Origin of the sequence: Campylobacter sp. RM12642 (assembly GCF_020137635.1) — a bacterium.
Lineage (GTDB): Bacteria > Campylobacterota > Campylobacteria > Campylobacterales > Campylobacteraceae > Campylobacter_E.
In genome coordinates this window covers 1-23861 of record NZ_JACGAT010000025.1, presented here as the reverse complement: position 1 = coordinate 23861, position 23861 = coordinate 1, and the positions used below count along the sequence as shown (strand labels likewise).

The 23861-nt window shown below is 26.5% G+C and carries 22 protein-coding genes; 5 read left to right on the top strand and 17 right to left on the bottom strand.

Annotated features, from left to right (window positions below; all coding sequences use genetic code 11):
- From AVBRAN12642_RS08165 to AVBRAN12642_RS08135, 7 genes are all read right to left on the bottom strand, one after another.
- Positions 1-353, bottom strand: a 353-nt coding sequence (locus tag AVBRAN12642_RS08165; RefSeq protein WP_336608196.1) for a hypothetical protein, incomplete at its 3' end; no start/stop codon positions are given.
- Positions 354-361: 8 nt separating this feature from the next.
- Positions 362-1213 carry a phosphoadenosine phosphosulfate reductase family protein gene (locus tag AVBRAN12642_RS08160; RefSeq protein ID WP_214120211.1) on the bottom strand — a complete coding sequence of 284 codons (852 nt, stop codon included), beginning with the start codon at positions 1211-1213 and terminating at the stop codon, positions 362-364.
- Positions 1206-4361, bottom strand: a complete 3156-nt coding sequence (locus AVBRAN12642_RS08155; protein ID WP_336607501.1) for a hypothetical protein — start codon at positions 4359-4361, stop codon at positions 1206-1208. Before AVBRAN12642_RS08155 ends, AVBRAN12642_RS08160 begins: the two co-directional genes overlap by 8 nt.
- A complete protein-coding gene (locus AVBRAN12642_RS08150) occupies positions 4354-5187 on the bottom strand; it encodes a DUF4007 family protein (RefSeq protein ID WP_336607502.1) in 834 nt (277 codons plus the stop codon). Before AVBRAN12642_RS08150 ends, AVBRAN12642_RS08155 begins: the two co-directional genes overlap by 8 nt.
- A 547-nt stretch (positions 5188-5734) precedes the next feature.
- Positions 5735-6847, bottom strand: coding sequence for a hypothetical protein (locus AVBRAN12642_RS08145; protein ID WP_336607503.1), 1113 nt, complete (start codon positions 6845-6847; stop codon positions 5735-5737).
- A gap of 236 nt (positions 6848-7083) precedes the next feature.
- Positions 7084-9051 (bottom strand): hypothetical protein, encoded by a 1968-nt coding sequence (locus AVBRAN12642_RS08140; RefSeq protein WP_336608195.1) that lies wholly within the window; start codon positions 9049-9051, stop codon positions 7084-7086.
- Between the two features lie 284 nt (positions 9052-9335).
- Positions 9336-9617 carry a hypothetical protein gene (locus tag AVBRAN12642_RS08135; RefSeq protein WP_336608194.1) on the bottom strand — a complete coding sequence of 94 codons (282 nt, stop codon included), beginning with the start codon at positions 9615-9617 and terminating at the stop codon, positions 9336-9338.
- Between the two features lie 919 nt (positions 9618-10536).
- Here AVBRAN12642_RS08135 and AVBRAN12642_RS08130 point away from each other — a divergent pair.
- The 3 genes from AVBRAN12642_RS08130 to AVBRAN12642_RS08120 are packed head-to-tail and all read left to right on the top strand — an operon-like array spanning position 10537 to position 11615.
- Positions 10537-10665, top strand: coding sequence for a hypothetical protein (locus tag AVBRAN12642_RS08130; protein ID WP_336607505.1), 129 nt, complete (start codon positions 10537-10539; stop codon positions 10663-10665).
- Positions 10631-11401 (top strand): hypothetical protein, encoded by a 771-nt coding sequence (locus AVBRAN12642_RS08125; protein ID WP_336607506.1) that lies wholly within the window; start codon positions 10631-10633, stop codon positions 11399-11401. Before AVBRAN12642_RS08130 ends, AVBRAN12642_RS08125 begins: the two co-directional genes overlap by 35 nt.
- Before the next feature lies 1 nt (position 11402).
- On the top strand, positions 11403-11615 hold the full coding sequence (locus AVBRAN12642_RS08120) for a hypothetical protein (protein ID WP_336607507.1): 213 nt from the start codon (positions 11403-11405) through the stop codon (positions 11613-11615).
- A 570-nt stretch (positions 11616-12185) separates the two neighbouring features.
- Here AVBRAN12642_RS08120 and AVBRAN12642_RS08115 read toward each other — a convergent pair.
- The 3 genes from AVBRAN12642_RS08115 to AVBRAN12642_RS08105 all read right to left on the bottom strand — a co-directional run bounded on the left by AVBRAN12642_RS08115 (position 12186) and on the right by AVBRAN12642_RS08105 (position 15319).
- Positions 12186-13997, bottom strand: coding sequence for an N-6 DNA methylase (locus AVBRAN12642_RS08115; RefSeq protein ID WP_336607508.1), 1812 nt, complete (start codon positions 13995-13997; stop codon positions 12186-12188).
- Between the two features lie 159 nt (positions 13998-14156).
- Complete coding sequence (locus AVBRAN12642_RS08110; protein ID WP_336607509.1) at positions 14157-14489, bottom strand: hypothetical protein; 333 nt, start codon at positions 14487-14489, stop codon at positions 14157-14159.
- A 236-nt stretch (positions 14490-14725) separates the two neighbouring features.
- Positions 14726-15319 (bottom strand): restriction endonuclease, encoded by a 594-nt coding sequence (locus AVBRAN12642_RS08105; RefSeq protein WP_336607510.1) that lies wholly within the window; start codon positions 15317-15319, stop codon positions 14726-14728.
- 97 nt (positions 15320-15416) lie between these two features.
- On the opposite strand from AVBRAN12642_RS08105, the gene AVBRAN12642_RS08100 reads away from it, so the two are divergent.
- A complete protein-coding gene (locus AVBRAN12642_RS08100) occupies positions 15417-17273 on the top strand; it encodes a DUF1561 family protein (protein WP_336608193.1) in 1857 nt (618 codons plus the stop codon).
- Between the two features lie 76 nt (positions 17274-17349).
- Here the strand turns inward: AVBRAN12642_RS08100 and AVBRAN12642_RS08095 are convergent, their stop codons facing one another.
- The 7 genes from AVBRAN12642_RS08095 to AVBRAN12642_RS08065 all read right to left on the bottom strand — a co-directional run bounded on the left by AVBRAN12642_RS08095 (position 17350) and on the right by AVBRAN12642_RS08065 (position 22464).
- Positions 17350-17493, bottom strand: coding sequence for a hypothetical protein (locus AVBRAN12642_RS08095; RefSeq protein WP_214117680.1), 144 nt, complete (start codon positions 17491-17493; stop codon positions 17350-17352).
- A 186-nt stretch (positions 17494-17679) separates the two neighbouring features.
- Complete coding sequence (locus AVBRAN12642_RS08090; RefSeq protein ID WP_336607512.1) at positions 17680-18693, bottom strand: BspA family leucine-rich repeat surface protein; 1014 nt, start codon at positions 18691-18693, stop codon at positions 17680-17682.
- A gap of 89 nt (positions 18694-18782) precedes the next feature.
- Positions 18783-19538 (bottom strand): BspA family leucine-rich repeat surface protein, encoded by a 756-nt coding sequence (locus tag AVBRAN12642_RS08085; RefSeq protein ID WP_336608192.1) that lies wholly within the window; start codon positions 19536-19538, stop codon positions 18783-18785.
- Between the two features lie 30 nt (positions 19539-19568).
- Positions 19569-19769, bottom strand: a complete 201-nt coding sequence (locus AVBRAN12642_RS08080) for a hypothetical protein (RefSeq protein ID WP_214117683.1) — start codon at positions 19767-19769, stop codon at positions 19569-19571.
- A gap of 53 nt (positions 19770-19822) precedes the next feature.
- Positions 19823-20998, bottom strand: coding sequence for a GTPase (locus tag AVBRAN12642_RS08075; protein WP_336607514.1), 1176 nt, complete (start codon positions 20996-20998; stop codon positions 19823-19825).
- Between the two features lie 2 nt (positions 20999-21000).
- A complete protein-coding gene (locus AVBRAN12642_RS08070; RefSeq protein WP_336607515.1) occupies positions 21001-22164 on the bottom strand; it encodes a GTPase in 1164 nt (387 codons plus the stop codon).
- Positions 22165-22464, bottom strand: a complete 300-nt coding sequence (locus AVBRAN12642_RS08065) for a YkgJ family cysteine cluster protein (RefSeq protein WP_239803266.1) — start codon at positions 22462-22464, stop codon at positions 22165-22167.
- 400 nt (positions 22465-22864) lie between these two features.
- Here AVBRAN12642_RS08065 and AVBRAN12642_RS08060 point away from each other — a divergent pair, with 400 nt between their 5' ends.
- Positions 22865-23614 (top strand): Fic family protein, encoded by a 750-nt coding sequence (locus tag AVBRAN12642_RS08060; protein ID WP_336607516.1) that lies wholly within the window; start codon positions 22865-22867, stop codon positions 23612-23614.
- The last annotated feature ends 247 nt before the right edge of the window (positions 23615-23861 follow it).

Genomic DNA, 23861 nt, shown 5'->3' with positions numbered 1-23861 from the left:
ATCTCTTTTTTGCTTTCTTCTTGTGAAAAATCTTTTATAAATACTATTGTATAGTTTGTGGTTTTAATTTTAGCAGGGTTCCCATTGTCGCTCCATCCATCTATACAGCCATTTAAAGTAGTATATATCTTTCTTAAAATATAAGTTTTACCATCACCTGCACTACCTGAAATAATAATATGCTTAGGGTTATTTGTAAAGATTTTTATAATCTCATCTATGTTTATTGTATCTATATTTATTTCATCAATACCATATTTTCGGTATTCTTTTATTATTGTATCATCAAAAGAATTTGCATTTGCTGATTTAGACAATAAATACCCAGATAGAAATTTAATCAAGCCACTCATATCAACTCCTATAAAGTGCAAAACGAACAAAACTTGTCATCTTCAAAATCCTCTAAATCCTTATCGTGTTTACTCAAAAATTCTCTACCTAGCAATAAATCTTTCTTATTTTTTGCTTGTTTTTTTCTTTCTTCATACGCTTTGAAAGTTTTTTTTATCCTATCAATATTTTCTGCTTTGCATAACTCGCTAAGTGGCATACCCTGTATCCAAGTGTATCCTTCCTTTTCAAATTCCATAGCCTTTTGAAATTCATCCGGATGCTTTTCATAAAGCCAAACCCATTCTATCTGTCTCATAAAAAAACAAAAATAACACCCCGATCTAGTTCTATAATACTCTATGTCATATTTTTCGTCTTTAACCGGAGTGTAATATTTAGGCAGTCCTAAGCCAGAATCATTTAATATTCTTTTAACATCCTCGAGAGTTATACCATCATCCTTAAAAGGCATAACGGTAATAATATTATCCTGATTAGGCACTAAGCCTAGTCTGTCTTCATCAGCTCTAATGCCAACGTAGTTAAAAATTTTACAACCTTCATATTGCTTTATTTTTTCTAAAAAAGTCTCAAGCTTCATTCGTTTTGTGCACCACCTTTGTTGAGGTGATGGTAAAAAATTATTATGTTCAAACAAAAGCTCTTTAAAAGATTTTTTAGGTAGCAATTTTTCTATCTTAATTCCCGTAACCGCTTGCAATTTTGATAAATAATCATAGGTATCCTGCAACTCTTCACCTGTATCAAAAAACAAATATTCAAACTTTCTATCTGGATATTTATCTTTTAAATAAATTGCCATAGCAGCACTATCTTTGCCCCCAGAAATTGATATAATATGAAGTTCTTTACTCATCTTGTATTTCCTTTTCTAAAATTTTCAAAAGCAATGTTATTTTGTCTTTTTTTTCTAGCTTATTTAAAAATTTTTCTTCTATATTTTTTATATGCTCTTTTATGTTCTCATCATTATCTTTAAATATTGTTGATACTTCTTTATCCTGGCTTAAAATTGTAATTCTTTTTACATTTTTACCTAAAGCTCTTAAATTTGTCTTATTTAATATATATTTAGCTTGCGAAGTGATATTTTGTTTTAATTCTTTAATATCTAAATCGCTACATTCTTTTATGTTTTTACTTATCAAGATAACACTTATAGAATCTACTAAATCCACTATATTTTCAGCATATATAAAAGCATTTAAAAATGCTCTTACTTTGTTACTACTTTCAATCTCTAAAATTTCGTTTGCTATGTCAACCATTTCGTTTTTATATGGATATGTTGGATGTGTTAAGTAAAAACTACTAAATATATGCTTTTCTATATCTAAAATCATATTTTTAAAAGATAGCGCTATTTCATTAAAAGCCTCTTTAAATGACTTAGCAAACGTATCACTATCAGTCAAAGAAAAAATCCTTGGTATTTCTACAAAATAAGTTTGTACAGGATCTTTCATTGAAAATAAAGCAGATCTTAGTTTTTTTGCGTTATCTGATATATTATTAGTTTTTTTTGCAAAATCTGGAAGCATATTTACTTTTGAAAAAACTATCTGGCTTAAAACTGTTAGTGCATTATTTGAAAATCTACTTTCATAGTAAGATACAGCTAACATATATGCTTTAAAAATTTCTTCTTGAGTTTTTGTTAAAGCAATACGATGTATTTCGTATTGAGCTATATTTTTCCATAAGTCTATTAGCAAATCATCGCTAATTTTAAAAGCGTATTCGTTATTTTTAAAAATACTAATACTATTTTTATTTACAATAATAAACAAAGATATTATTAGTTTAGATTTTACATCGTTTAAGCCAAAAGGCTCTAATTTAAGATAATTTACTAATTTCTTAACATTTATTTTTTCTCTAACTTTTTGTTCTATAAATTCCCAAATATGTTTAAAATTTAAACCACTTGGTGCCACTAGCTTATAACCTAGATTATCTTTTATATGCATTAACGATGGCTTTATAATAGATAGATATAAAGTCATGTGTGCTGGGTATTTTTCTATTCCTAGGTTCTTTTTATCGGGGTAATTTAACATATGATAGAAAAGAAATTTTATAGGAGTAAGGGCGCCACCATTACTGATAGTGTAATTTATCGTATAGTTATTTATAATAGGTGTTAAGCTATAGTCGTTTTCAATTTTAAGTCTAATACATTCTTGTATGTTTTTAAAGCTATAAATATCACCCTTATAATACACTTGAGATTTGTTCAATAAATCGTAAAAGCTTTGTTTAAGTGAATACTTTAAAGAGTGTAATTTATTATCTATAATAATTCTTGTATCTTTACTTAGCTTTAAAATATTGTTTTGCTTTACAATCTTATATGCATATATTTCCTTGCCTAGTTCTGTTAGTTCTTTTGTATTTTTTACATTTATTACCATGTGTGAACTATCATCTATTTTCAAACCGTTAAAAACTATGTATATCACATCATTTTCTATTATTCCATCTGCACTCTGAATAATTTTATATCTAAAAGGTTTGTTTAATCCGTGTGTGATTAAAAACTTTTTACTAATGAGCTTTTCGTTAGAAATAATTTGGTTGATATATTCAATAAAGTTAAAATTGGCACTACTATTCTTTATGTTTGATATCTCATAATTTAAATCTATGTTAGAATCTTCAATCAAAGAGTATGACCTACTTTGATTTTGAAACATAATTACATTTTTAAAAATCAAAGATTTAATAGCACTATCTATAACTTTTTTTTCATACTTACTTGACAAAGAATAAATAATCAAATCTTTTGTAGGCAAAATCAAGCTAGCAAGCTTAAAACCATGTATAAGAGCTATAGTTTTGATAATATCTTGCTCTACTTGATTTATAGAGCTATCTTTTATCCTATCTATAGAAAGCCCCCAAATCTCACTATCAGGTAACGATACATTGTATACACCTAATAAATAATTTACATAATCGTACAAATCACTTACGCAATATAAATAGTATTTATCAATGTCTTTGTTTATAAAATCTTGAAAACCATAAGGCTCTAAAGAAAATAAAAAAGAAAAAATAGTTCTTTGGTTTTGAAAAAATTTAAGAAATAATTCTATTATAAACACCACGGCTATTGGGTGTAATGGAAATAGTTTTTTTAGACTATCTTTGTTTTCTACAATACTTATATGATTAAAGATATTGCTTGCATCAATATCATCTATAAACTTATCAAATTCTTTCATAGCATCAATATTTGTTGTTTTGAGTTTTATTGTATGCTGAAAAATTTTTAAAATCTCTAAAGAATTATCACCAAAAAGGACATTATCAAATCTTCCTTGTATTTTATCCCATTCTGTGTGTGTTACTTTTAAGCCTACATTGTAATAATCTCTAAGACTTTTATGCAAACTAATCAACATCTTACAATCATCTTTAAAATTTACAAACTCAGCTATGGTTTGCAATTCAAACAAATCACTTTTATCTTGATTATACAACGAATTTTCTATGAACTTTCCACACTCATCTATCAAAAATACAATGTTTGTAAAACCTATATTTTTGATATCATTATATAAATTTTCTAACAAAACACTCATTTGCACATTATCACTACTGTTTATATATCGCTTTGAAAGCTTTAACTCTGTGGATTTAAGCACATAATCAATAATCATATTTTTAATACTAGATGTTTCACCTATTATTTTTATAAAATAAAATCTTTTTTTAAAAATATATTTACTCACCAATACTTTAAAGTCTTTATCTAAAATTTTAAGTGCTTCTTCATTACCATTTAAACAATGTTCTATAAAAACCATTAATGATGATTTACCACAACCAAAAGGACCTATTAGTGATATTGAGTTAGCATGTTTATCGTTACACAATAACTTCAAGGTGTTTGCTGTAAAGTTAGTAAATCTAAATTTATTATTAAAGCCGCTATAGTTAATATTTGTTGATTTGCTGTAGTTTTGATCTAATTTTAAAATTGTTTTATATTTAAACATTATAAATCCTATTGAGCATATCTTCTGTATTTAGATTTTTATTTAAGTATATATGCCTTATTCCTCCAGATTCTGAATATAACAACGCACCATTGCTAATATGTTCTATATTGTTTATTTTCATAAATAAGCCATTTTCGTTTAAACAAAGAGATTTTTGTATGCTTAGCTTAGAGTACTGAATCTCATCTATAGAAATAGAGTCTTTAATATCTAACATTTGAATATAATCAACCAGTATATATAAAAAAACCTCATCGCTTATATTAGCAGTATTTCCTATGTTTAAATTCCAAGAAAAATCTTTTCTAGATAATATTTGCAAATCTTTAAACAAGCCTAAATCTCCATATCCATCATACATCCTAAGTAAAACATCTATATCAAATTTAATGCTATTTTCACTAATTGACATATCTAGTTTTTTAAGAAAAGCAACTACAAACTGACAAAGACTCTCTTTTGTAAAATTATACTGATAAAAATAATTAAAAAACAAACTATACAAAGTAGCTTTAGACTTATTCTTCACTAAATTCCAGTGAAGAAGCCATATAGTGTCTAGGTTTTCTAAAAAAACATCTTTTTCTAAAATAATCTTTCCTATATTGCTTAATGTGTTTTTTTCAAGCAAACCTAAAGCATTTAACCAAAAATGTAGCGACTTTACCATGTTGCCGCCTAAGCCCAAAACCTCTATAGAATAATCAAGCTTGCTATTTGTAAACAATTTGTCACATTTATTAAATTCTATCAATCCACGACTAATCCAGTCTATTTTACAATCAAATTTCTCGTGCCCAGAAAAAGAAACTTTGTCAAACATTTGCAACCTTTTATTTTAACTTTCATATATTTGCAAGCTTTGCTTATGATTTTTAATATAAGTTATACCAAGTATTCTACTTTAACTTTACTTATATAATGGTAATTGACCATCAAACAATAATATAAAATATAACATTATTTATAAATAATTACAAAAATAGTTTTTAATAATACCTTATGTTATTTATTTTTAAACCTATTCTATAAACGAGTAAAATTTATATTCAAAAAATCTTTTACCTGTTCTAAAAATATGTGGTGAGTGAAGTTTACTATATAACTTTAGTTAGTCTAGTTTATTTTTACCTTTACAAACCATAACAAAATTTCTATCATTGCAAATTTGATAGTACTTATGAAATTACTCAAACATTGCAAAATATCCATTGATTAACAATTAAACCATTTAAACTGCCTTATTGACAAATTTTAAAGCTTGAATGCATTTTTATATTTAAGAATTTATTTTATGTATTTTTTAAACTTATCCATAAATTTCGTATGTTTTGGCTAAATCCAAACAAACGAAATTCCTATAAAAATCATTATTCTTTTTTATCGCCCATTAACTCTTCCTGTTCTCTTAATAGTTCAAGCAATGGATTTGTAAAACTAAAACTTGGTATATAGATTTTACTCAATTTAGATGCTATATCAAATTGATTTTGCACAATCTTATTAGGCAAACTTATCATTTCTGATAGCTTAGTTTGGTAGTCTGCTAATTTGCCTATATTTTTAAAAGCATTTTCATATCGCGAAGTAAGTTCTTTCATATATCTAGCGTAAATATCAATAGAATTTATTTTCAAAGACATATATTTTTCTTTCTCTACTTTTTCAATTTCTTTTTCTAGTCTTTTTATAACTGCTTTTATAGTTTTTTCATATTCTTTATAGTCTTTTAAACAAATTGCGTGATTATGGGAGATTTTATTTCTTATTTTTTGTATAGTTAATAAATCTTCTTTTAGCTTATCTACTTTTAAATTCTCATACCAATGTTCTATGTGTGGTTTTCTTGCAATTTTTTGTAATTTTTCCATTGCTTTTTCTTTATTATTGTTATCTAATTCTTTTTTCGCTTCTTCCATAAGCTCTTCAAGATTATTAGGATATATAAGTTGAAAAAATCCATTGATATAATCTTGATATGTTAGCAAAGATAAAAAAGCTTCATTTAAATCTTGATTGGTTTTATCTTTGCGTTTATCTCTTGCTATATTTTCATCTACAATTTTATACCAATTATCCCCACAAGCCCCTATCATCAACAAATAAATCAATTTTCTAAACATAATTTCATGTTTTGATATTAATTTATACAGCTTTTCTGAAAAATACAAAGAACTATCGCTATAAACTACGGTGATATGATATTCTTTTCTGTGTTCGCCATCTTTAATATCTTTATAAAATCTATCTAATAAAGTAGCTTTATCAAGGCTTTTTCCATTTATTTTAAACTTAAATAAAATGGCATGTTTCATAGCTAATTTATCTTCTATAATAATTCCTTTATAGCATTTCTTACCATTTTCTAATCTATTTAATCTCTCTTCTATTATATTTGTAATATTTCTTGTATCTTTAACTAAAACCGATTTATTGCCTTCTCTTAGCTTTTCTTTTACGCTAAATAATAATTCCAATCTCATAAACACTCCTTTATTTTAAAATCATATCTTTTTGGTATTAAAAATAACAATTACTAAAAGATTAAAAATAAATTTCGTATGTTTGAAGCTTTAATTTTATGGTAAAAATACACGAAATAAATTCTACACATCCCCAAATGTCACTTGTTTGACTTTAGAATTTATTTTCGTATTTGGAATTTAAATTCGGAATTTCGTTTATTTGGCAAGTTTAAGCAAACAAACGAAATTTAGTTTTAGCTTGGGATTATTGAGTTTTTACGCATTGTTTTTTGCAAGGCAAATATACAAAACGCAAGAACTAAATAATAAGCTATATTAAGCCTTGAGACCCCACAATCTATCGCTATGGCTCGTTTTAGCTCGGGGGCTTTGTCTAGCAAATCTGATGATTTTAGCTCGTCTTTATAGTCTTTTAGGGTCTTTTTGGCTTTATAAACGCTTTGCTCGTTTTTGTCTTGATTTGATTGCTCGTAGATAAAATTAACGCTTAAATCCGTTTTATCAAAAATGCTGATTTGTTCTAGTTTGGTGTTTTTGCTCAAAATGGTTTTACTAGGTTTAAATTCTTTTAAATCCTTGTCATTTGGAAGTATTATTCTAGCTAGCTCTAACGCCTTTTTATCATCTAAATCATCTATAGCTTTATATAGATAATGATTTCTCGCATCTTCTGAAAACGCCCCTAAAAATGGGGTTATTATATTAGGGCTACATAAAATACCAATTATTCCAATTGCCCCTAAAATACCAAGTAATTTTTTAAATTTGCTAAAAGTTAAAACCAAAGTTATATAAACGATAAAACACAATACACAAAGAGTAGAAAAAGCAAAATTTTTTAAATCAAATGAGTTAAAAACCATCTTTATATAATCTTCTATCGGTTGAGCTTTACCAACTAAATAATCAAAATTACTTGCAACTATTTCTAAAGACAATCCAAAATTTATCATAAAATACCCACCGATGACACTTAGGGTAAATAAAAGTATCTTTAAAAAATCAGTATGATGGTCGCTTGTTGTTCTGTTAAGCTTTAAAAATAACCTATCAAATACTTCAATAATTGTTAATTTTGCACTCTCCGATGCAGTTTTTTGATACATACTAGATGGATATTTAATACCATAAATTTTTTTACAATAATCAAGCTCTAACTCTCTAGCATATAATTCTGATTTTTTATTCTCTGTTGCAACTAATAAATCATTGTTTTTAATAGCTTGGTCTTTCATTAACCTATAAGTATCTGTTATAGCTCCTAACCTATTCATTGTGCTTTCAATATTTTCTTTTTTATAACAATCTTTGTTTAGCTTTTCATTACTTTCGCCAATGCGCAAATTAAAAGTTTGAATATTTGCAGAATTAGCAAATTTAGCTAATGCAAATTTTGGAGCTTTATGAAATATAACAAAAAGTAAAGAGAGAATATCATTGAAAATAGTATAATCAAATACAACTTCTTTTTTAAACTCTGACCTATCAAAATGAATATCACGATTTACATTGTTATCGCTAAAATCAAATTTCTTTTCAAATAAAGATTGGCAACATTGCACTTGCTTATTAAACTCACATTTAATAATCTTTATATTATCTTTAAAATTACATCTAGATAAATTTACCAAACCATCAAATTGTGAATTATATATTGTAATTTTCTTGTTAAATACATTAACACCACAACTTTTAACATGAGACTTAACCAAAGAAAAATCTTTACTAAAGATTGAATTTTTAATTTTTAATTTTATCTTTTCAAAAGAAACATTACTAAAATCCACATCGCTTAAAAATTTAATATTATTAAGCTGAAAAATTTCATTCATACCACTCTTTAATGTAACATAACTACCAAAAATAACTTTTTCGTTAAATACAAGAGAATGCAACTTTACATTTTTTTCAAATTTTGTTCTACTAAAATCCGTTTCTTTCTTAAATATTGTATTTTTAATATCAATTTCAGTCTTAAAATCAGTGTCTAAAAGAAGCTCTTTTACACTCTTTATAACAATTCTACGAGCTACATAAAAACAACCTTCAAAAACTACTTTATTAAAAAAGATATATTTAATGTTATGCAAATTGCACTTTATACAATCAAAATCTTTATCAAATTGAACATTTAACAATCCAAGTGTATCGTGGTCTGTGTTTAAAACAATTTCACAGTTATCTTTAAAACGGGTATTCATAACAAATAATTCATGCTTTTGGTTTTTTCTAGTTTCAAAGATAAATTTCTTTTCAAAAACACACTCGCCAATCAATAATTCATTACTAAAATAACAATCGATAAAAGTTAAATCATTAAAAAAATTAAATCCATCTAAAGTTGTTTTATCATGTATGTAAAAATTACATTTTTCAAAACTTAAACTTGTAAAAATTTTTATAAAATTACTATAGTTATCATTTTCTAAGACACTTGTATCTATTTCTATAAATGCATTGCTAAATAATGCAATATAACGCTTTATTAAATGCTTAGAACAATCAAAGCTAATGTTTTTAATATCACTTTTAATAAATAATCTATTTTAATACTACTAGGTGTTATATCTTGGATTTTATACTCTAAATCGTGATTAGGATTAGAAATACCAACTATTATTTCTAATTTACCCTTATTTACTTCAACATCAAAACTAAATTCAATATCATTTGATAATTGAAAAACACTACACAAATAATTTTTTATATCATTAAATTTCTTTTTAAGTTCATTTTTTACATCTTCATTTTGTATATTTTCAATCATTCAAAGTCCTTTACTCTTAGTTTCCACTTAAAAGTTCGGTTAAAAGTGGGATTTGAGGGTGGTCTGGGCTATTATTAGCTCGTTTAGATGTTCCAAACGCTCATCACACATAATTACCCCCCCCCAACTTATTCTGTTCTTATAAACTTAGGAATTTTACTTTTAAAAAATTAGTTTTAGATAAATTATATCTCGTGCTACCTTGTGCTAACTTCATTAATTTTTCCATAAAAATAGAACTCCTAAAATAAAAACTCGCATACTTAGTATTTATCATTTCATTAGGTCTAAAGCCAAAGCTATTTAAATATAAATTTCACATTCTTCTAAAATAACAAATAAAGTCCATATTTCGTATATGATTTTAGATGAAATAGTAAAAAATACATCTTCTTTATTTTTTTTCACCATCGTTTATTTTAACACTATCAAAAATATTTTTATATGTAATGCAGTTTAAGTTATCATCTTCAAATTTTTTTCTTTTTTATCTAAAAGCCTATTGTAAGTTAGACCTAAATCATTAATCGTTACTTTTTGCCAAAGGCTGATAAAGTTAGCAAACCTTGTTTTGCCACTTAGTAGCTCGTTTATTGGACGGAATTTTTCTTTTTCTAATTCTGATTTTAAATTCTTTAAAATTTTATATACTCATCATAGCAATTTAAAATCTCGGCAGTTTTTCAGTATAATTTAATTTATCGGTATTTTATCGGTTAGTAGCTGTAATCAGCCAAGAATTTCTTTAGTGTATTTTCAATCAAACATAATTTATAAGCCAAAAACTAACTTTCTTGCCCTATTCTTAGGTAAGTTAAATTAATAAATATGTTTTTAACTTAAATAAGCTAAATTAAAACATAATTAATTTAAAAATATTAATATACCATTTTTACAATTTTAAAAAAAGGAGTTACAAATGAATAGTGTTAGCACTACCGAAGAAATAAAAGTGCAAAATCCTAAGTTTGTTTTATCATCAGGCGTTAGACTTATAAGCAGCGGTGATATTATTGGGGGGGGGTATTCAACTAATTTACGCAAGTGAGTTAGAGATATCAACTAGTTCAAGCCTTAGCTTTGAAGATGCAGAAAACACCCTTAAATCAATGGCTAGTTGTTTAGGTTTTAATGCCATTATCAATGCCGTAAGATCTCAACATACTGAAGGTATGGTTACTCAAGGAACCGAACAAACCGATACAAAATACAGTACAAAAAGTTATTTTTCACCTACCATATTATCAAATGGAGTATGGGGTGTATCAAAAAATAAAGTAGTAGATAAATCATCAAGCACTACAAATATCAACACACAAACCACAATAAACAATGTCTTTACTATAAAAGGCACTTTGGCACTAATAGGTAAAGAAAATCAAAAAGATGGTGAAGAATACGATTTTGAAATTTTAGAGCAAAATTGTAAAGAACGCTATGAGCTTGTAAAGACTTTACAGAATGTTTATTGGCCTAATCAAGAATTAAAAATGATAGCTGAAAACAACACCAAAGCTCTAGGTGGTATAATAATTATTGGTCTAATTATTGCATTGATATGTTTATATTCTTTCAGTTATATTACAGGCTTAATAATTTTTGGAATATATTTCTTATGTTCATGGGCTTGTTATTCTGTCACAAAAGATAATGAAAATAAAGCATATGAAATGTTAGCACCGCTAGATTCTGAACTAAAAGCTCTGGTGGATGAATACGGCGAAGTTATTTTTGATATTTATCAATTATCACCATATATTACTTTAAAACATGTAGGAGAATAAAATGGATTTAATACAATCATTAAATAATACAGAAAAAAACTTAAATAACAATGGAGAATACTGCGTAGCATTTGATTTGATGGCTAACACAAGACAAGAAGTATCAGAAGGTATGGTAAAATATAGAATTAGCAAAACAATGGCATTTATACTTTTTAAAATAGCTCCTATTGCGTTTGCAATAACTATAGTATCTAAATTCTTTTTTAATTAAGTCTAAAGCCCTAAAATTAGGGCTTTACTGAAAGTTTTTACAATCATTTCTTTAATATTTTTGAAGCTTTACATATTTTTAATTTTATTTTATTGGTTTGTATTATTGTTAGCTTGATTTTTTACTAGGAATTTGTTTCGTGTATTTTCAAAGAATTTAAATCCAGATTTTCGTTTGTTTGTTTCATCTTATGTTTATATATTTTAAACCATTTTAACATAGTAAAAGGCAATTTAACATTTAAACAAGTGGTATTTGGGGTTTTTAGAATTTATTTCGTGTATTTTTAAAGAATTTAAAATCAGAATTTCGTTTATTTATGACTTTAAAATTAGCCCAAACAAACGAAATTTACTTTGATTTTATTTTACTTTATTTTTTTATAGGATTTTGGTGTTTATTTATTTGATTCTTAAAAAATATTAAAAATATTAGTGGAGCAATATTTATATCTAAAACAATACTAAAATTTAAATGCGTAAGATAATCCAAAGGATATATTATACTTAAAGCTATTAATACGTAATATATAATAAATCTTGCCTTATAAATCTCTTCCATTATATCTCCTTATTTAAAAATTATTTTTAATTTATTTAATTCTGCTTCGTATTGATTTTGCAATGCTTGAATTTTTTCTATCGTCTGTATAAAATCATCGCCGATTTGCCTTTGCTCTACTTCACTACGCATAGGAATTTTTAGCTCTTTTATCCCACCAATACTAAGCCTTGATAAAGCTCCATTTGATGAAAGATTTTTGATACTTTCTACTCCCTTTTCACTCTGTAAAAATGCTGCTACATAAGGTGGATAAATTTTGCTCTCATCTAATTCTAAGGCAATTACATTGTTTGTAGGTAAAAGTTTTTTACTGTAATTGCTTACAAAAGCTACTTTTATACTCTCGTTCCATACCCTTGGAATTATGATTGAGTTATTTTTCACCACTAATTTTTGGTATTTTTCTGGGATTTGTTCTATAAAATCATCATCTTTTATATATCCTTCTTTGATGTTTGATGTGTTTATAAGTGCAAAATCGCTTTCTTGCTTGCATTTTAGATTTTGTATTTCACTTGATTGCATTGTAGCGCCTACATTTGAGCTTAAGATTAGCTCTTTTAGACTTATTGTATTTATACTATCTTCTAAAGAGAGCGATACATTTAGCCTGTTTGCAAGTGCTTCTTCAAAACTTAAGGTTTTAGATAATTCGTTATTTTTTTGTAAATACTCTGCTAGTTTCATATATTCAAAAAAATTAAGTTCTTTATGATATAAACTTCTGGCATCTATCATTTTAATACTTTTATTACCCTTGCTTAAAATTAACAAATCACACTCAATTCCTATGCCATTTATAGCTTCTTTTGGTAGATTTATAATAGCTTTTATATAACCTTTTTTAAGCAACCTTTCTTTCAAAATACCACTTAATTTGCCCTTGTCATTTGATAGTAAAAATCTAGAACAAATACAAAAAGCAAAAGAATTATCGCCTAAAAGTTGTGTAATTTGGGCTATTTTTAGCCATTCATCATGAGTTCTTGTATTTTTTAAATCTATTTCAAACTCTTTAGATATTTTATCAAGCATAAAATCACTAAAATCAATGCGATTATTAAATACCAAATCAGCACAAATCAAATCAAATTTTTCATTTTTTAAGTCGCTATAATTAATTATATTTGTATTTGCATTTAAAACTTTTGATTTTAATTTGATTTGATTTGAAATATTACTGTTATTTGTTACAATGCTAAAATTAATATCGCTTAAAACATCTTCTATAATCCCTTGTTCAAGCTTTGATTTTTCCACCATTTTTGTCATATCTAAAAACAAATTATCACTCAACGAGCTAAAAAGAAGTATATTTTTATATGCACTAAAATCACTGATTTCATAAATAAAATCACTCACACCTTCATTGATTTGATACTCTAAGTTGCTTTGCTTTGTATAGGTTTCATTAAACACACAATGTCCTAAAAGCTCGTTTAAATAAGGTGATAAATTAGCAATTTTAAGCACCAAATCCCAATATTTTTCACCATATTTAAAAAGCATATCTTTTAAACTCTCATCAAATTTAGCTCTAGCCATAAACTCATCAAAACTTAAATAAAAATCATTAGGATTTGCACCATCGTTAAACATTGCATAAAGCTTAATTTCCCTAAACTTATCAGCCATATAACACATTACACTAAAACCTAGTGATGATTTTAGTGCCTTTTCATCATCAAGGCTTAGCTTGTCGCTAAACTCATAACAATACTCATCAATTACCCTAATAATCTTACTTTCATCACTCATAATTATATGCTCGAATAAAGATTTTGGTAATAAACTTTTTCTTTGTAATAATGCTGTCATTTTTCTCCTTTTAGTTTGTAAAATATATCTTTATTTTTTTAAAGATAACGCATTATATATTATAAATTTTATTTTGTCAATAAGATTATAGAGAAAATATATTCTGTAATAAATTACTCTTTATTTATTTGTAATATTTAAAGAATTTATTTCCGTAATTTATCTTTTAAACCAAGGGATTATTCTATTGGCTTTTTTGTAATACTGCGTATAGCTGTCGCCGAATTTTTCTTGTAGCCATTTTTCTTCTGTCTTTTTCATTAACACTGTAAGAAAAGCACAGAAAATAAAAGGTAAAACTAATAAGCATAAATTATAAGCAAATAGCAAAACCCCACCCAAAATAGACATAAAAATCCTTGCTTTTGGCAATTTTACAAAATCTAAAAAACCAAAATAATCCAAACAAAGCCCAAATATAGCAAGCAAAAGGCAAGTTATGACGTAAATAGGTCCTACCCCAAATATTGGTAAATTAGTAGTTTTATTCATTTTAATCCTTTGTTAGATATAGCTTTTGGTATTTATTTGCTTTGATTTTAAAATACAAAAACAACGCCAAAGAAATCAAATTGATATCTAAAAAACATACTCAAATAAACCCCACCTAAAATAAGATTAAAAGCTTATTAGATAATACAAAAAGATACAAAACGCTTAAAATCATTGTTATATTAATGAACTGCAAACTTTATTTTATAAATCTCTTTCATTTTATATCCCTTGGCTCATTCTTCAATATTTAAATACTCTATTAAATCCTTATAATTATTTAAATAATATTCAGCACTTGCTCTTGGCTCACTTGAACTTATAAAAACTTTTTTAATAGTTTTATTTTTAAGTATTTTTTCATTCTCATTAACAAAAACAGCACAATCACCTAAAAATTTCCTTAACAAATCTTGACCTATTTGGCTTTTGTGATTTTTGCACTGAATTAATACACACTCATTTTCTTTATAGCAAACCAAATCTATCCCGCCATCGTTTTTACCATTTATAAAGCCGTGTGGAAAGACCTTGTAGCCTTGCTCTTCGTAATATTTTTTAATTTTTAATTCATATAATCTGCCCTTTTTTTCATTTTCGCTTTCTGCTTTGTAGATTATAGATTTTGTTATTTTGTGGTAATTTGGCATTTTACTGCTTAAAATTTCACTAAATTTATACTTATTAACAACTTTCAAAATCGCTTCGTCAAGCTCTTTTTCATAAGCCTTTAAAATATCTTCATAGTTAGAATTTAATTCTTCTTGTTTTTTAAATTCTATGCTATTTTTGATAGCAAAATATCTTTTTTTAGCATTATTATCACTCATTTTTGCTCCTTAATTTTCACAACTATTAAAAAATATTTGAAATTTAGAATAAATATTATTATAAATTAATATAATCACAAATCTTAAGGGGGAAATTATGAAAAAACTTATATTAATATTATTTTACCTTTCTACAATATTTGCAAATAGCGTCCCGCAAACTCCAGCCAACACAATACAAGATAAGCATTTAATCATAAAAGCTCACGATAATAAAACTTTTTGTCTAGCTCCAAGACAAGTGCATGATAGGGTCATAATCGGTATGCTAGATTGTAAACAAGCAGTAGATACGAGATATGATTTATACAAAAGACTTGCTTTTAAATATAAAGACAATTGGCTATGTGCAAGTCTTAGCGATAGGTTTAAAAGTGGACAAACCAAACAAGATTTCTTTGAATTAAAGCCTTGTGTTTTAAACGATAAATCTCAATGGTTTAGCATAAAAGATACCTTTAGCTTACCAGCTTACATTGATGTAGAAGTAAAAGAAAGCGAGTATAATTTACTAGCTACAAAAAACAAAAACGCCAATAAAATAACCATAGATAATGACGAAATGAAGCAGTGGCTACAAGCAGTTCCACCGCCTATTAATTACGCTCTTAAAACTTCTATATATTTTCGTTCAAAATCAAATAATAAATTAGAACTATTTTATATTACAAAAAATGGGGCTTCAAAAACACCATTTAATTTTTATTACGATATTACAAGTGGTAAAATAGCTCTTTTTAACCCTAGCAGTGGGACTTTTGAGTGCCTTGAAACTAATCTTAGCAATCAAGACGCTAGTTTTTTAAAGTTTTCTAAATGTAATTTTTACGGATTTGAAAATAGATTTTATTGGAATTTAAATTTATTTGAAAATTCTTATATATTAGATATTAATAAAAATATTTTAGATGTTTCAAGGGGCAGTGAATTAGGAAAATTATTTATAAGTGATATAAATTATTATAAAACCCATTTATCTCCTAGCGTTTTATTAGATGGTAAATTATCATTTGACTTTAGCGTTTATGAATTAAGGAATTTTAACGCAAGAAATTTAGGGCTTTTCTCTAGCCATTGTGGTGCAGAAAGAAGAATAAAACGAGAAGTTATATCAAATAGCTTAGCTAATTTTGACCCTTTACAAGCAAATTGGAAAGCACGATTATTAAGCATTGCAAGGACTACTGATAGTAGCACTGATGCTAGTGGAATTTGTGGAATTTGTATGCTACATACTTATGAGATAGTTTCTTTACTAACTCAAATATATCCACATAATCCTATATTAAATTATAGTTCTACTGGATATTTATTTGATTATATGGACAATGTATCTCCATTTACTACATTTGCTAGAAGAAACCCTGCGATGTATAATTTAATGGGTGAAGCACTTGAGTTATGGGGACAACAATTGGCTTTAGGTGAAGGACTATATTCAAGGGGTATTAGGGCGATTTGGGCTTTAACTAGCAGTATTTTGCCAAGACAAGAATGGAGCCTTAGCACTATCACAACTCAAGATAATTTAAGATCTCAATTAAGGGGTATTTTAAATTCTCCTGCTGGTTCTTTATATATTGCATTAATGAGTTTAGATAACGGCAGAGCACACGCAGTTCCTATCATCATTACAAACAACGGAGCAGTAGTAATCCCAACAAATGCTCAAAACATAAGCGAAGAAGATTTTACAAGCTTTATAGCACCTACACAAAATGAGCGTACTTTATTAAGAAACCTATCTGCTAATAATAGATACAACATACAAGCCATTAGCTTAATTGGTTTAGCTGGTAATAGAGATAATATATTTGAAGAATATTTAAATCAATTTGATTGCACTGGTGGTGGTGATTTTAGACGAGGAAATGGACATATACTAAATCCTAATCACGCTGATACTTGTGATAATGATAGATGTGATTTGATGGAGATTGAGCATAATTTTTAAGAATTTAAATCGCTAATTTTTGGCGATTTAAATCAAAATATTTTAGCTCTTTTATTATAAATTAATTGCTAAGAATTTAATCCTTAAATAACAACTCTACAACCTTTGCAATAATTGCTAAAAAAATTAAGAATATAAAGACTACAAGTAAAAGTCTAAAAACACCTAAGCCAAAAAATAAAAGTAAAGCTAAGATAAACAAAAGTCCTAAAATCCACATATAAACTCCTTTTTAATTTCGTATATCTTAGCAAAAGTAAAGTCCTGATTATGTCTATATAAAAAGATTTTAATAAATTTAAAATACAAATTTTGATTTATAACTTTACAATTATTCTTTAAAATGCAGCGAATTTTTTTGGAATTTAAAAAAAGGAATTTCATTTGAAACTCCCATTTGAAATTCTTAGACTTCTTCGTTTTCTTCACAAAATTTCTTATAAAACTCCGGCAAGTGTTCTAAACTCTCACAATATTCAAACATACCACTCATATTTTCAACTTTTGAAGTATCAAAATTTAAAGTTTGATTAAAACTTTTACAACCATAAAGCATACCTTCCATATTAATTACTTTTGAAGTATCAAGCTCTAAAGGCTGATTGAAATTTTCACAACAATAAAACATATTTTGCATATTTGTTACTTTTGAAGTATCAAAATTTAAAGATTGATTAAAATACTTACAAGCAGAAAACATCTGGAACATATTAGTTACATTGCTAGTATCCCAAGTATTGATACCACTAAAGTCTTTTCTTAAACTACCATTAAAAAGCATACTCATATCAGTAATCAAACTCGTATCAACATCACTAAGACTAATTACATTAGAATAAACTAATTTTTGTAATTCTTTCTTATCTTCAGGTCTATATTTGCCATTAATCTTTTCAAAATAGTCATTTTCTAAAAGAAGCTTCATAGCAGGTTCACAGTCATAAAAATATTCATACAAGTCATCCAAGTCAAAATCTTCAAAAAAACTTGAATTCATTTCATAGCAACCTTTAAATACACTATCTGTATCGTCTATATAGCTTATATCAAAATCAAATGTTTGATTTAATTTTTCGCAACCCTTAAACATACAATACATAGATTCGACTTTTTTAGTATCAAAGGCTAAAGGCTGATTGAAATTTATACAACCTTCAAACATATGGCTCATATCAGTTACATTGCTAGTATTAAAATTCAAAGGCTGATTAAAATTAATGCATTTATCAAACATATGGCTCATATCAGTTACATTGCTAGTGTCCCAAGTGTTTATCCCGCTAAAGTCTTTTCTAGTGCTATTTTCAAATAATCTACTCATATCAATAATCCAACTCGTATCAATATCGCCTAGATATACACTCTCATCTCTTACTAACTCTTTTAATTCTTTTTTCGTTGTTGGCTTATATTTTTTCATAAAATCTCCTTTAGTTTCGTAAAATCTATATTAAATGCGTTTAACTCTAAATAATTTAAAATTCATATTTCAAATTCTTAGACTTATTTTTATTTTTTACCAAAATTCTTGTAAAACTCTGGCAAGTGTTCTAAACTCTCACAACCTTCAAACATATTATCTATATAAAGAACATTTTTTGTAGTAAAATTTAAAATCTGATTAAAGCTTTTACAATCAAAAAACATATTGCTCATATTAACTACATCACATGTATAAAATTGCAATAATTGGTTAAATTTTATACAACTATAAAACATATCACCCATATTGGTTACATTTAAAGTATCAAGGTTTAAAGGTTGATTGAAATTTTCACAATAAGAAAACATATTAGCCATGTTGATTACTTTTGAAGTATCAAGGTTTAAAGGTTGATTTAGTTTTTTACATTTATTAAACATAAAACTCATATCAGTTACATTTCTTGTATCAAAATTTAAAGGCTGATTGAAGTTTATACAACCTTCAAACATTCTTTTCATATTTTCTACTTTTCTTGTATCAAAATTTAATGGTTGATTAAAATTTTTGCAATCTCTAAACATTTCACTCATATCGGCTACATTTCTCGTATCAAAATTTAAAGGTTGATTAAAATTTTTGCAATCTCTAAACATTTCATCCATATAAGTTACATTGCTAGTATCCCATTCATTTATACCGCTAAAATCTTTTCTAACACACCAATAAAAAAGCCCACTCATATCAGTAATCAAGCTCGTATCAATATCACCTAGATAAACACTCTCATCTCTTACTAGTTCGCATAATTCTATTCTTGTTCTTGGTTTATATTTTTTCATTATTTTCCTTTATATTAATAAAATAAATTTCTAATTTATTCCTTTTAGTTTTGCTAGTAATATTTCAAATTTATTTGCCTTTGAATGCTCCCAATTAAAACTTGCTTTGCATTTAGGACACTTAATTGGTGCTAAATCATTTTCTGCAAAACAATCACTACTATAAATCCTAACTACGCTATATCCACAACTTTTGCAAGTATATTTACTAGGCTTTGGCGGTATCGGCATAATCTCTCCTTTTTAAGAATTTGAAATTCCTATTTCAAATTCTTTGATTTAAATTATTGTTTAGACTGCATAATAACTGCTTTAATATCTTCAACAAACTTTTTTTCTACACCCAATTTTTCTTTATCAGCAAAGAATAATATTGGTAAAACCCAAGCATTATTATTGCTTTGATTTATATTTGCATTTAACGGTATTTTTAAACTATTAAAATATTTTTTAAAGCTTTCTTTAGCATCATTATTTGTAAACATATTTGCAAAACTATCCCATAAGCCATATTCTTTAAAATGTAAAGTATCTTTTAATGCCTTCGTATTTAAAGACTTACTTAGCGTTTGCTTAACACCAAAAGTATCACTTAAAACATTGCAAAATGTAAAAATCTCATCAAGCTTTATAGAGTGCTCATTTACCATATTATCTTGTAAATTCTCTATCTCATTAATGATTTGCGATCTTACTTTTTCAAATTCTGCTTTTACTTCTGCTCTTGTAGTATCTAAAAAGCTAAAAAGTCTTGAAAAAAAGCCAATATTACTATCAATTGTTTTATTTAATCGTTCTTCATAATTATCTAAAGTTTTATTATAAGATTCCACATATTTACGAGCAAAATCGTAAGCAAAACTTGTAGCTAGGTTTTCAAAAATCAAATCAATAACGCCATTTATCACTTCTTCTTTGCCGTATTTTTGAGTTTTTTGTCCGCCTCTTTTTTCTACTTCAATAGAACATACTTTATATAATCTTGTATCATTTCCAAGCTCTTTTTTAATATGCTCTTCATATTCGTTAAATTCTTCAGCACTTTTAATACTATCACAACCTGTAATAATAAAGTGAATATTAAATTTTAAAAGCTCTTTTAGTTGTTTGATTAATTTTATTTCTTGCTCTTCAATTCTTTTTGTATTATATTTCAGGCAATAAAAAACAACATGAAAAAACTCAGCTACATTATCGCTACTATTTTTGCTTTGTATATATGATTTGATATTTTTAATAATACTTTCAAAATCATCTTTGTTTGATTCAAGCCCTTTACTATCAGTGACAATAAGCCTTAGTCTATCATCAACTATTTTTTCATATTCTTTAAATTCTTGTGTAATAGGCTTACCAATACCAGTAGGCGCTTTAGCTTCATCTAAAAGATAATTTATAAAAGAACTTTTACCATTACCAGTCTTGCCAATAACCAATACTCTAGCTTCTTGATATTGCATATTTATTCCTTATCTTCTTTTTCTTGGTTATCTTCTTTAGTATCTTTTTTATTTTCTTTATTTTTGTGTAGTTCTTTTTTGACATCCGCCCAACTAATAGTATCTATATAATGTTTGATTACTTGGCAAATATTTTCAACAATATCATCATCTACAACTTTACCCGCTAAAATATCTTGATATTTCTTTTTACAATATTCTGAATATGCAAAGCCCATTCCATAAGTAATAACACCTGCTACACTTGCAGTAATCGCACTTCCTACAATAGCTCCAACCCCAGTAAATTTAAGCAAGTTACCTGCTAAAGCTTTTCCTAAATTACTAGCTAAAGTTTCTGCTGCTAAGCTTTTTAAGGCTGTTTTTGATATATCAACTCCATATATACGCCCAATATGCACTAGCATTGCTACTTGAGTAGGTGTGATTACTACAGTATCACTTACTAAAGGTATAGGATTTGCTCCTGCAGCAACACAAAACGAGGTGTAGCGTAATATAATTGTTTTAGCATGTTGTTCTTTTAATGCAATGCTTCTTTCTTGAGATGCTACAAAAGCTTTTTGTATATCATCATCACTAATACTATTTGCACTATCATTTAATAAAGAATTTAAATCTGTATCTTCATCAGCTAAATCTTTACTAACTGCATATATTTTTGTATTTAAGATTTTCTCATATTCTTTTTGAATACTTAAATTAGCATCATCTTCATCACATTGTGTCATTACTACAAAAATATTTTTATAGTTTTTCTTTAATAGTTTTACGATATTTAAATCCATATCTTCCACTCTTGTTTTACTTGCTGATATGCAATACCAAATTACATGAATATTTCCTTCGCAATTATTTATCTTGCCACTTTCAAGCTCATTTTGAAAATCTTTAACTTTATTTACAAAACTATCTGCTTCGCCTGCTAATTCATAGCCTTCCGAATCTATAATATTAATTTGCTTACCAAAATCTTTTCCTAAAAATACCTTAAAACCTCTAGTTTGTGGTTTATGATTGCTAACATTTGCTACCTTCTCTCCAAAAACATGGTTTATTAGTGAGCTTTTACCAGCTCCTGTATGTCCTAAAATCATAACATTTGCATACGAATTTGTCTTTTCAAACTTTGCTTTTTCTTCTGCGATAATTTGTTCTATACTCATTTAAATCTCCTTAATCAAATTAATTTTATATTTTTTATCTACTTTAAATTTATCTTGTAAAGCATTACAGACTTTTATATTCTCGTTGTAATATTTAGCCTTACTCATATACTTTTTAAGAAACCTTTCGTAATATTCATCAACCCTACAAACCATAGGACGATTTTCATAAATCCTGCATGTATTATCATCTGCTAGGTGCATACAAACACCATTTAAATTAAATTCTTCTAGTTCTTTTACTCCGTTAATACTCTTGCAGCATAAGCCACATGCAGTGCATGGAAAATTATCTAACATTGCTAAGTTCCTTTGAATATAAATGAGAAGTTTTGAATAAAATTAATGAAGTTAAGTGATTTTAGTTTTTGTAAAATCCCCCCCCCCTCTCCATAAGAGAAAATATAGCTTTCATTTATTCTCCTTTCTTGTAATTTTTCGCATTATAGCATATGAGTTGTCAAAATTATGTCCATATAAAAAATATTTAAAATATTATTAATAAAAATATTGATTTTAAAAGCTTAAACTAAAAACAAAATATAATACTAATTACTGCAAATAAAAAAATATTTTATCTTACTTTAACTATTTGTATTAAATATTGTTGTCTTGACTATAATAAATTTCTAGGTTACAAAAATAAAAAGATGAATATATTAAAATAAAATTATATAAATTAAAAAAGGGATTAATAATTATGAAAAATAAATTTCATATGAGCTTAGAATACAACATATGTTTAGCAAAAAGAAATATCGTAGATAATATCTATAAAAGTGCGAGACTTGAGGGAATTAATGTAACTTTTCCACAAGTAGAAGCTATTTATAATGGTGCAAGCGTGGGCAATCTAAAGGTAGATGATATTGTAGCTATTAACAACCTTAAATATGCTTGGTATGTTCTTTTTGATACTATAAGTTATCCTGAAATTGATTTTGCTTATATTTGTAAAATAAATAAGACTATAGGTGCAAATTTAATCTATCAATCAGGCTACATAAGGCAATTTGATGTGGCTATTGGCGGAACAACTTACAAACCTAAAATGCCATATAAAGAAGAAATTATAGAAGAATTAAACGAAATACAAAAAATCACAAACACTACACAAAGAGCAATAACATTAATGTTATATCTAATGAGAAAACAAATATTTAGCGATGGCAACAAACGAACGGCAATTCTATGTGCTAACAAGGTCTTGATTAGCAATGGAGCTGGTTTGGTAAATATTCCAGTCGGATTAATTAACGAGTTTAAAGAAAAATTAATTAAATATTATGAAACAAATGAAATGAAAGATATTATGGACTTTACTTATAAAAATTGTATTGATGGATTTAATAGCGTAGAGCCTAGTATTGAAGAAAAGCTTGAGAGTGAAAAAAATGATGAGATGTTTAATCAATACATAGCAAAATCTTATAAAAATAAATTGTTTTAAAGAATATGAGTTTTATTTTAAAAGCTAATATCTATACTTTTAGTCTATTTGATTAAAAACAAAATTACCTAATAATTAAATATATTGCTATTACAATAAGGGTAATTAATAGCTTTATGTTTTTATTGTTTTCTTTAAATTTAGCTAAATAATTTAAAACTCTTAATCAAATAAGTTATAAAACCAATACTTAATTTAGCAAATTCAAAAATACTTGCAAAAACACTATCCCCACCAACCCCATCAA

Excerpts from the sequence above, each read along its gene's own strand:
- AVBRAN12642_RS08080 (WP_214117683.1), bottom strand. The coding sequence starts at position 19,769 with ATGCCGATACCGCCAAAGCCTAGTAAATATACTTGCAAAAGTTGTGGA.
- AVBRAN12642_RS08090 (WP_336607512.1), bottom strand. The coding sequence starts at position 18,693 with ATGAAAAAATATAAGCCAACAACGAAAAAAGAATTAAAAGAGTTAGTA.
- AVBRAN12642_RS08135 (WP_336608194.1), bottom strand. The coding sequence starts at position 9,617 with ATGATTGAAAATATACAAAATGAAGATGTAAAAAATGAACTTAAAAAG.
- AVBRAN12642_RS08145 (WP_336607503.1), bottom strand. The coding sequence starts at position 6,847 with ATGAGATTGGAATTATTATTTAGCGTAAAAGAAAAGCTAAGAGAAGGC.
- AVBRAN12642_RS08085 (WP_336608192.1), bottom strand. The coding sequence starts at position 19,538 with ATGAAAAAATATAAACCAAGAACAAGAATAGAATTATGCGAACTAGTA.
- AVBRAN12642_RS08060 (WP_336607516.1), top strand. The coding sequence starts at position 22,865 with ATGAAAAATAAATTTCATATGAGCTTAGAATACAACATATGTTTAGCA.
- AVBRAN12642_RS08160 (WP_214120211.1), bottom strand. The coding sequence starts at position 1,213 with ATGAGTAAAGAACTTCATATTATATCAATTTCTGGGGGCAAAGATAGT.
- AVBRAN12642_RS08110 (WP_336607509.1), bottom strand. The coding sequence starts at position 14,489 with ATGAATAAAACTACTAATTTACCAATATTTGGGGTAGGACCTATTTAC.
- AVBRAN12642_RS08100 (WP_336608193.1), top strand. The coding sequence starts at position 15,417 with ATGAAAAAACTTATATTAATATTATTTTACCTTTCTACAATATTTGCA.
- AVBRAN12642_RS08065 (WP_239803266.1), bottom strand. The coding sequence starts at position 22,464 with ATGTTAGATAATTTTCCATGCACTGCATGTGGCTTATGCTGCAAGAGT.
- AVBRAN12642_RS08130 (WP_336607505.1), top strand. The coding sequence starts at position 10,537 with ATGAATAGTGTTAGCACTACCGAAGAAATAAAAGTGCAAAATCCTAAG.
- AVBRAN12642_RS08140 (WP_336608195.1), bottom strand. The coding sequence starts at position 9,051 with ATGAATACCCGTTTTAAAGATAACTGTGAAATTGTTTTAAACACAGAC.
- AVBRAN12642_RS08120 (WP_336607507.1), top strand. The coding sequence starts at position 11,403 with ATGGATTTAATACAATCATTAAATAATACAGAAAAAAACTTAAATAAC.
- AVBRAN12642_RS08075 (WP_336607514.1), bottom strand. The coding sequence starts at position 20,998 with ATGCAATATCAAGAAGCTAGAGTATTGGTTATTGGCAAGACTGGTAAT.
- AVBRAN12642_RS08095 (WP_214117680.1), bottom strand. The coding sequence starts at position 17,493 with ATGTGGATTTTAGGACTTTTGTTTATCTTAGCTTTACTTTTATTTTTT.
- AVBRAN12642_RS08105 (WP_336607510.1), bottom strand. The coding sequence starts at position 15,319 with ATGAGTGATAATAATGCTAAAAAAAGATATTTTGCTATCAAAAATAGC.
- AVBRAN12642_RS08070 (WP_336607515.1), bottom strand. The coding sequence starts at position 22,164 with ATGAGTATAGAACAAATTATCGCAGAAGAAAAAGCAAAGTTTGAAAAG.
- AVBRAN12642_RS08150 (WP_336607502.1), bottom strand. The coding sequence starts at position 5,187 with ATGTTTGACAAAGTTTCTTTTTCTGGGCACGAGAAATTTGATTGTAAA.
- AVBRAN12642_RS08115 (WP_336607508.1), bottom strand. The coding sequence starts at position 13,997 with ATGACAGCATTATTACAAAGAAAAAGTTTATTACCAAAATCTTTATTC.
- AVBRAN12642_RS08155 (WP_336607501.1), bottom strand. The coding sequence starts at position 4,361 with ATGTTTAAATATAAAACAATTTTAAAATTAGATCAAAACTACAGCAAA.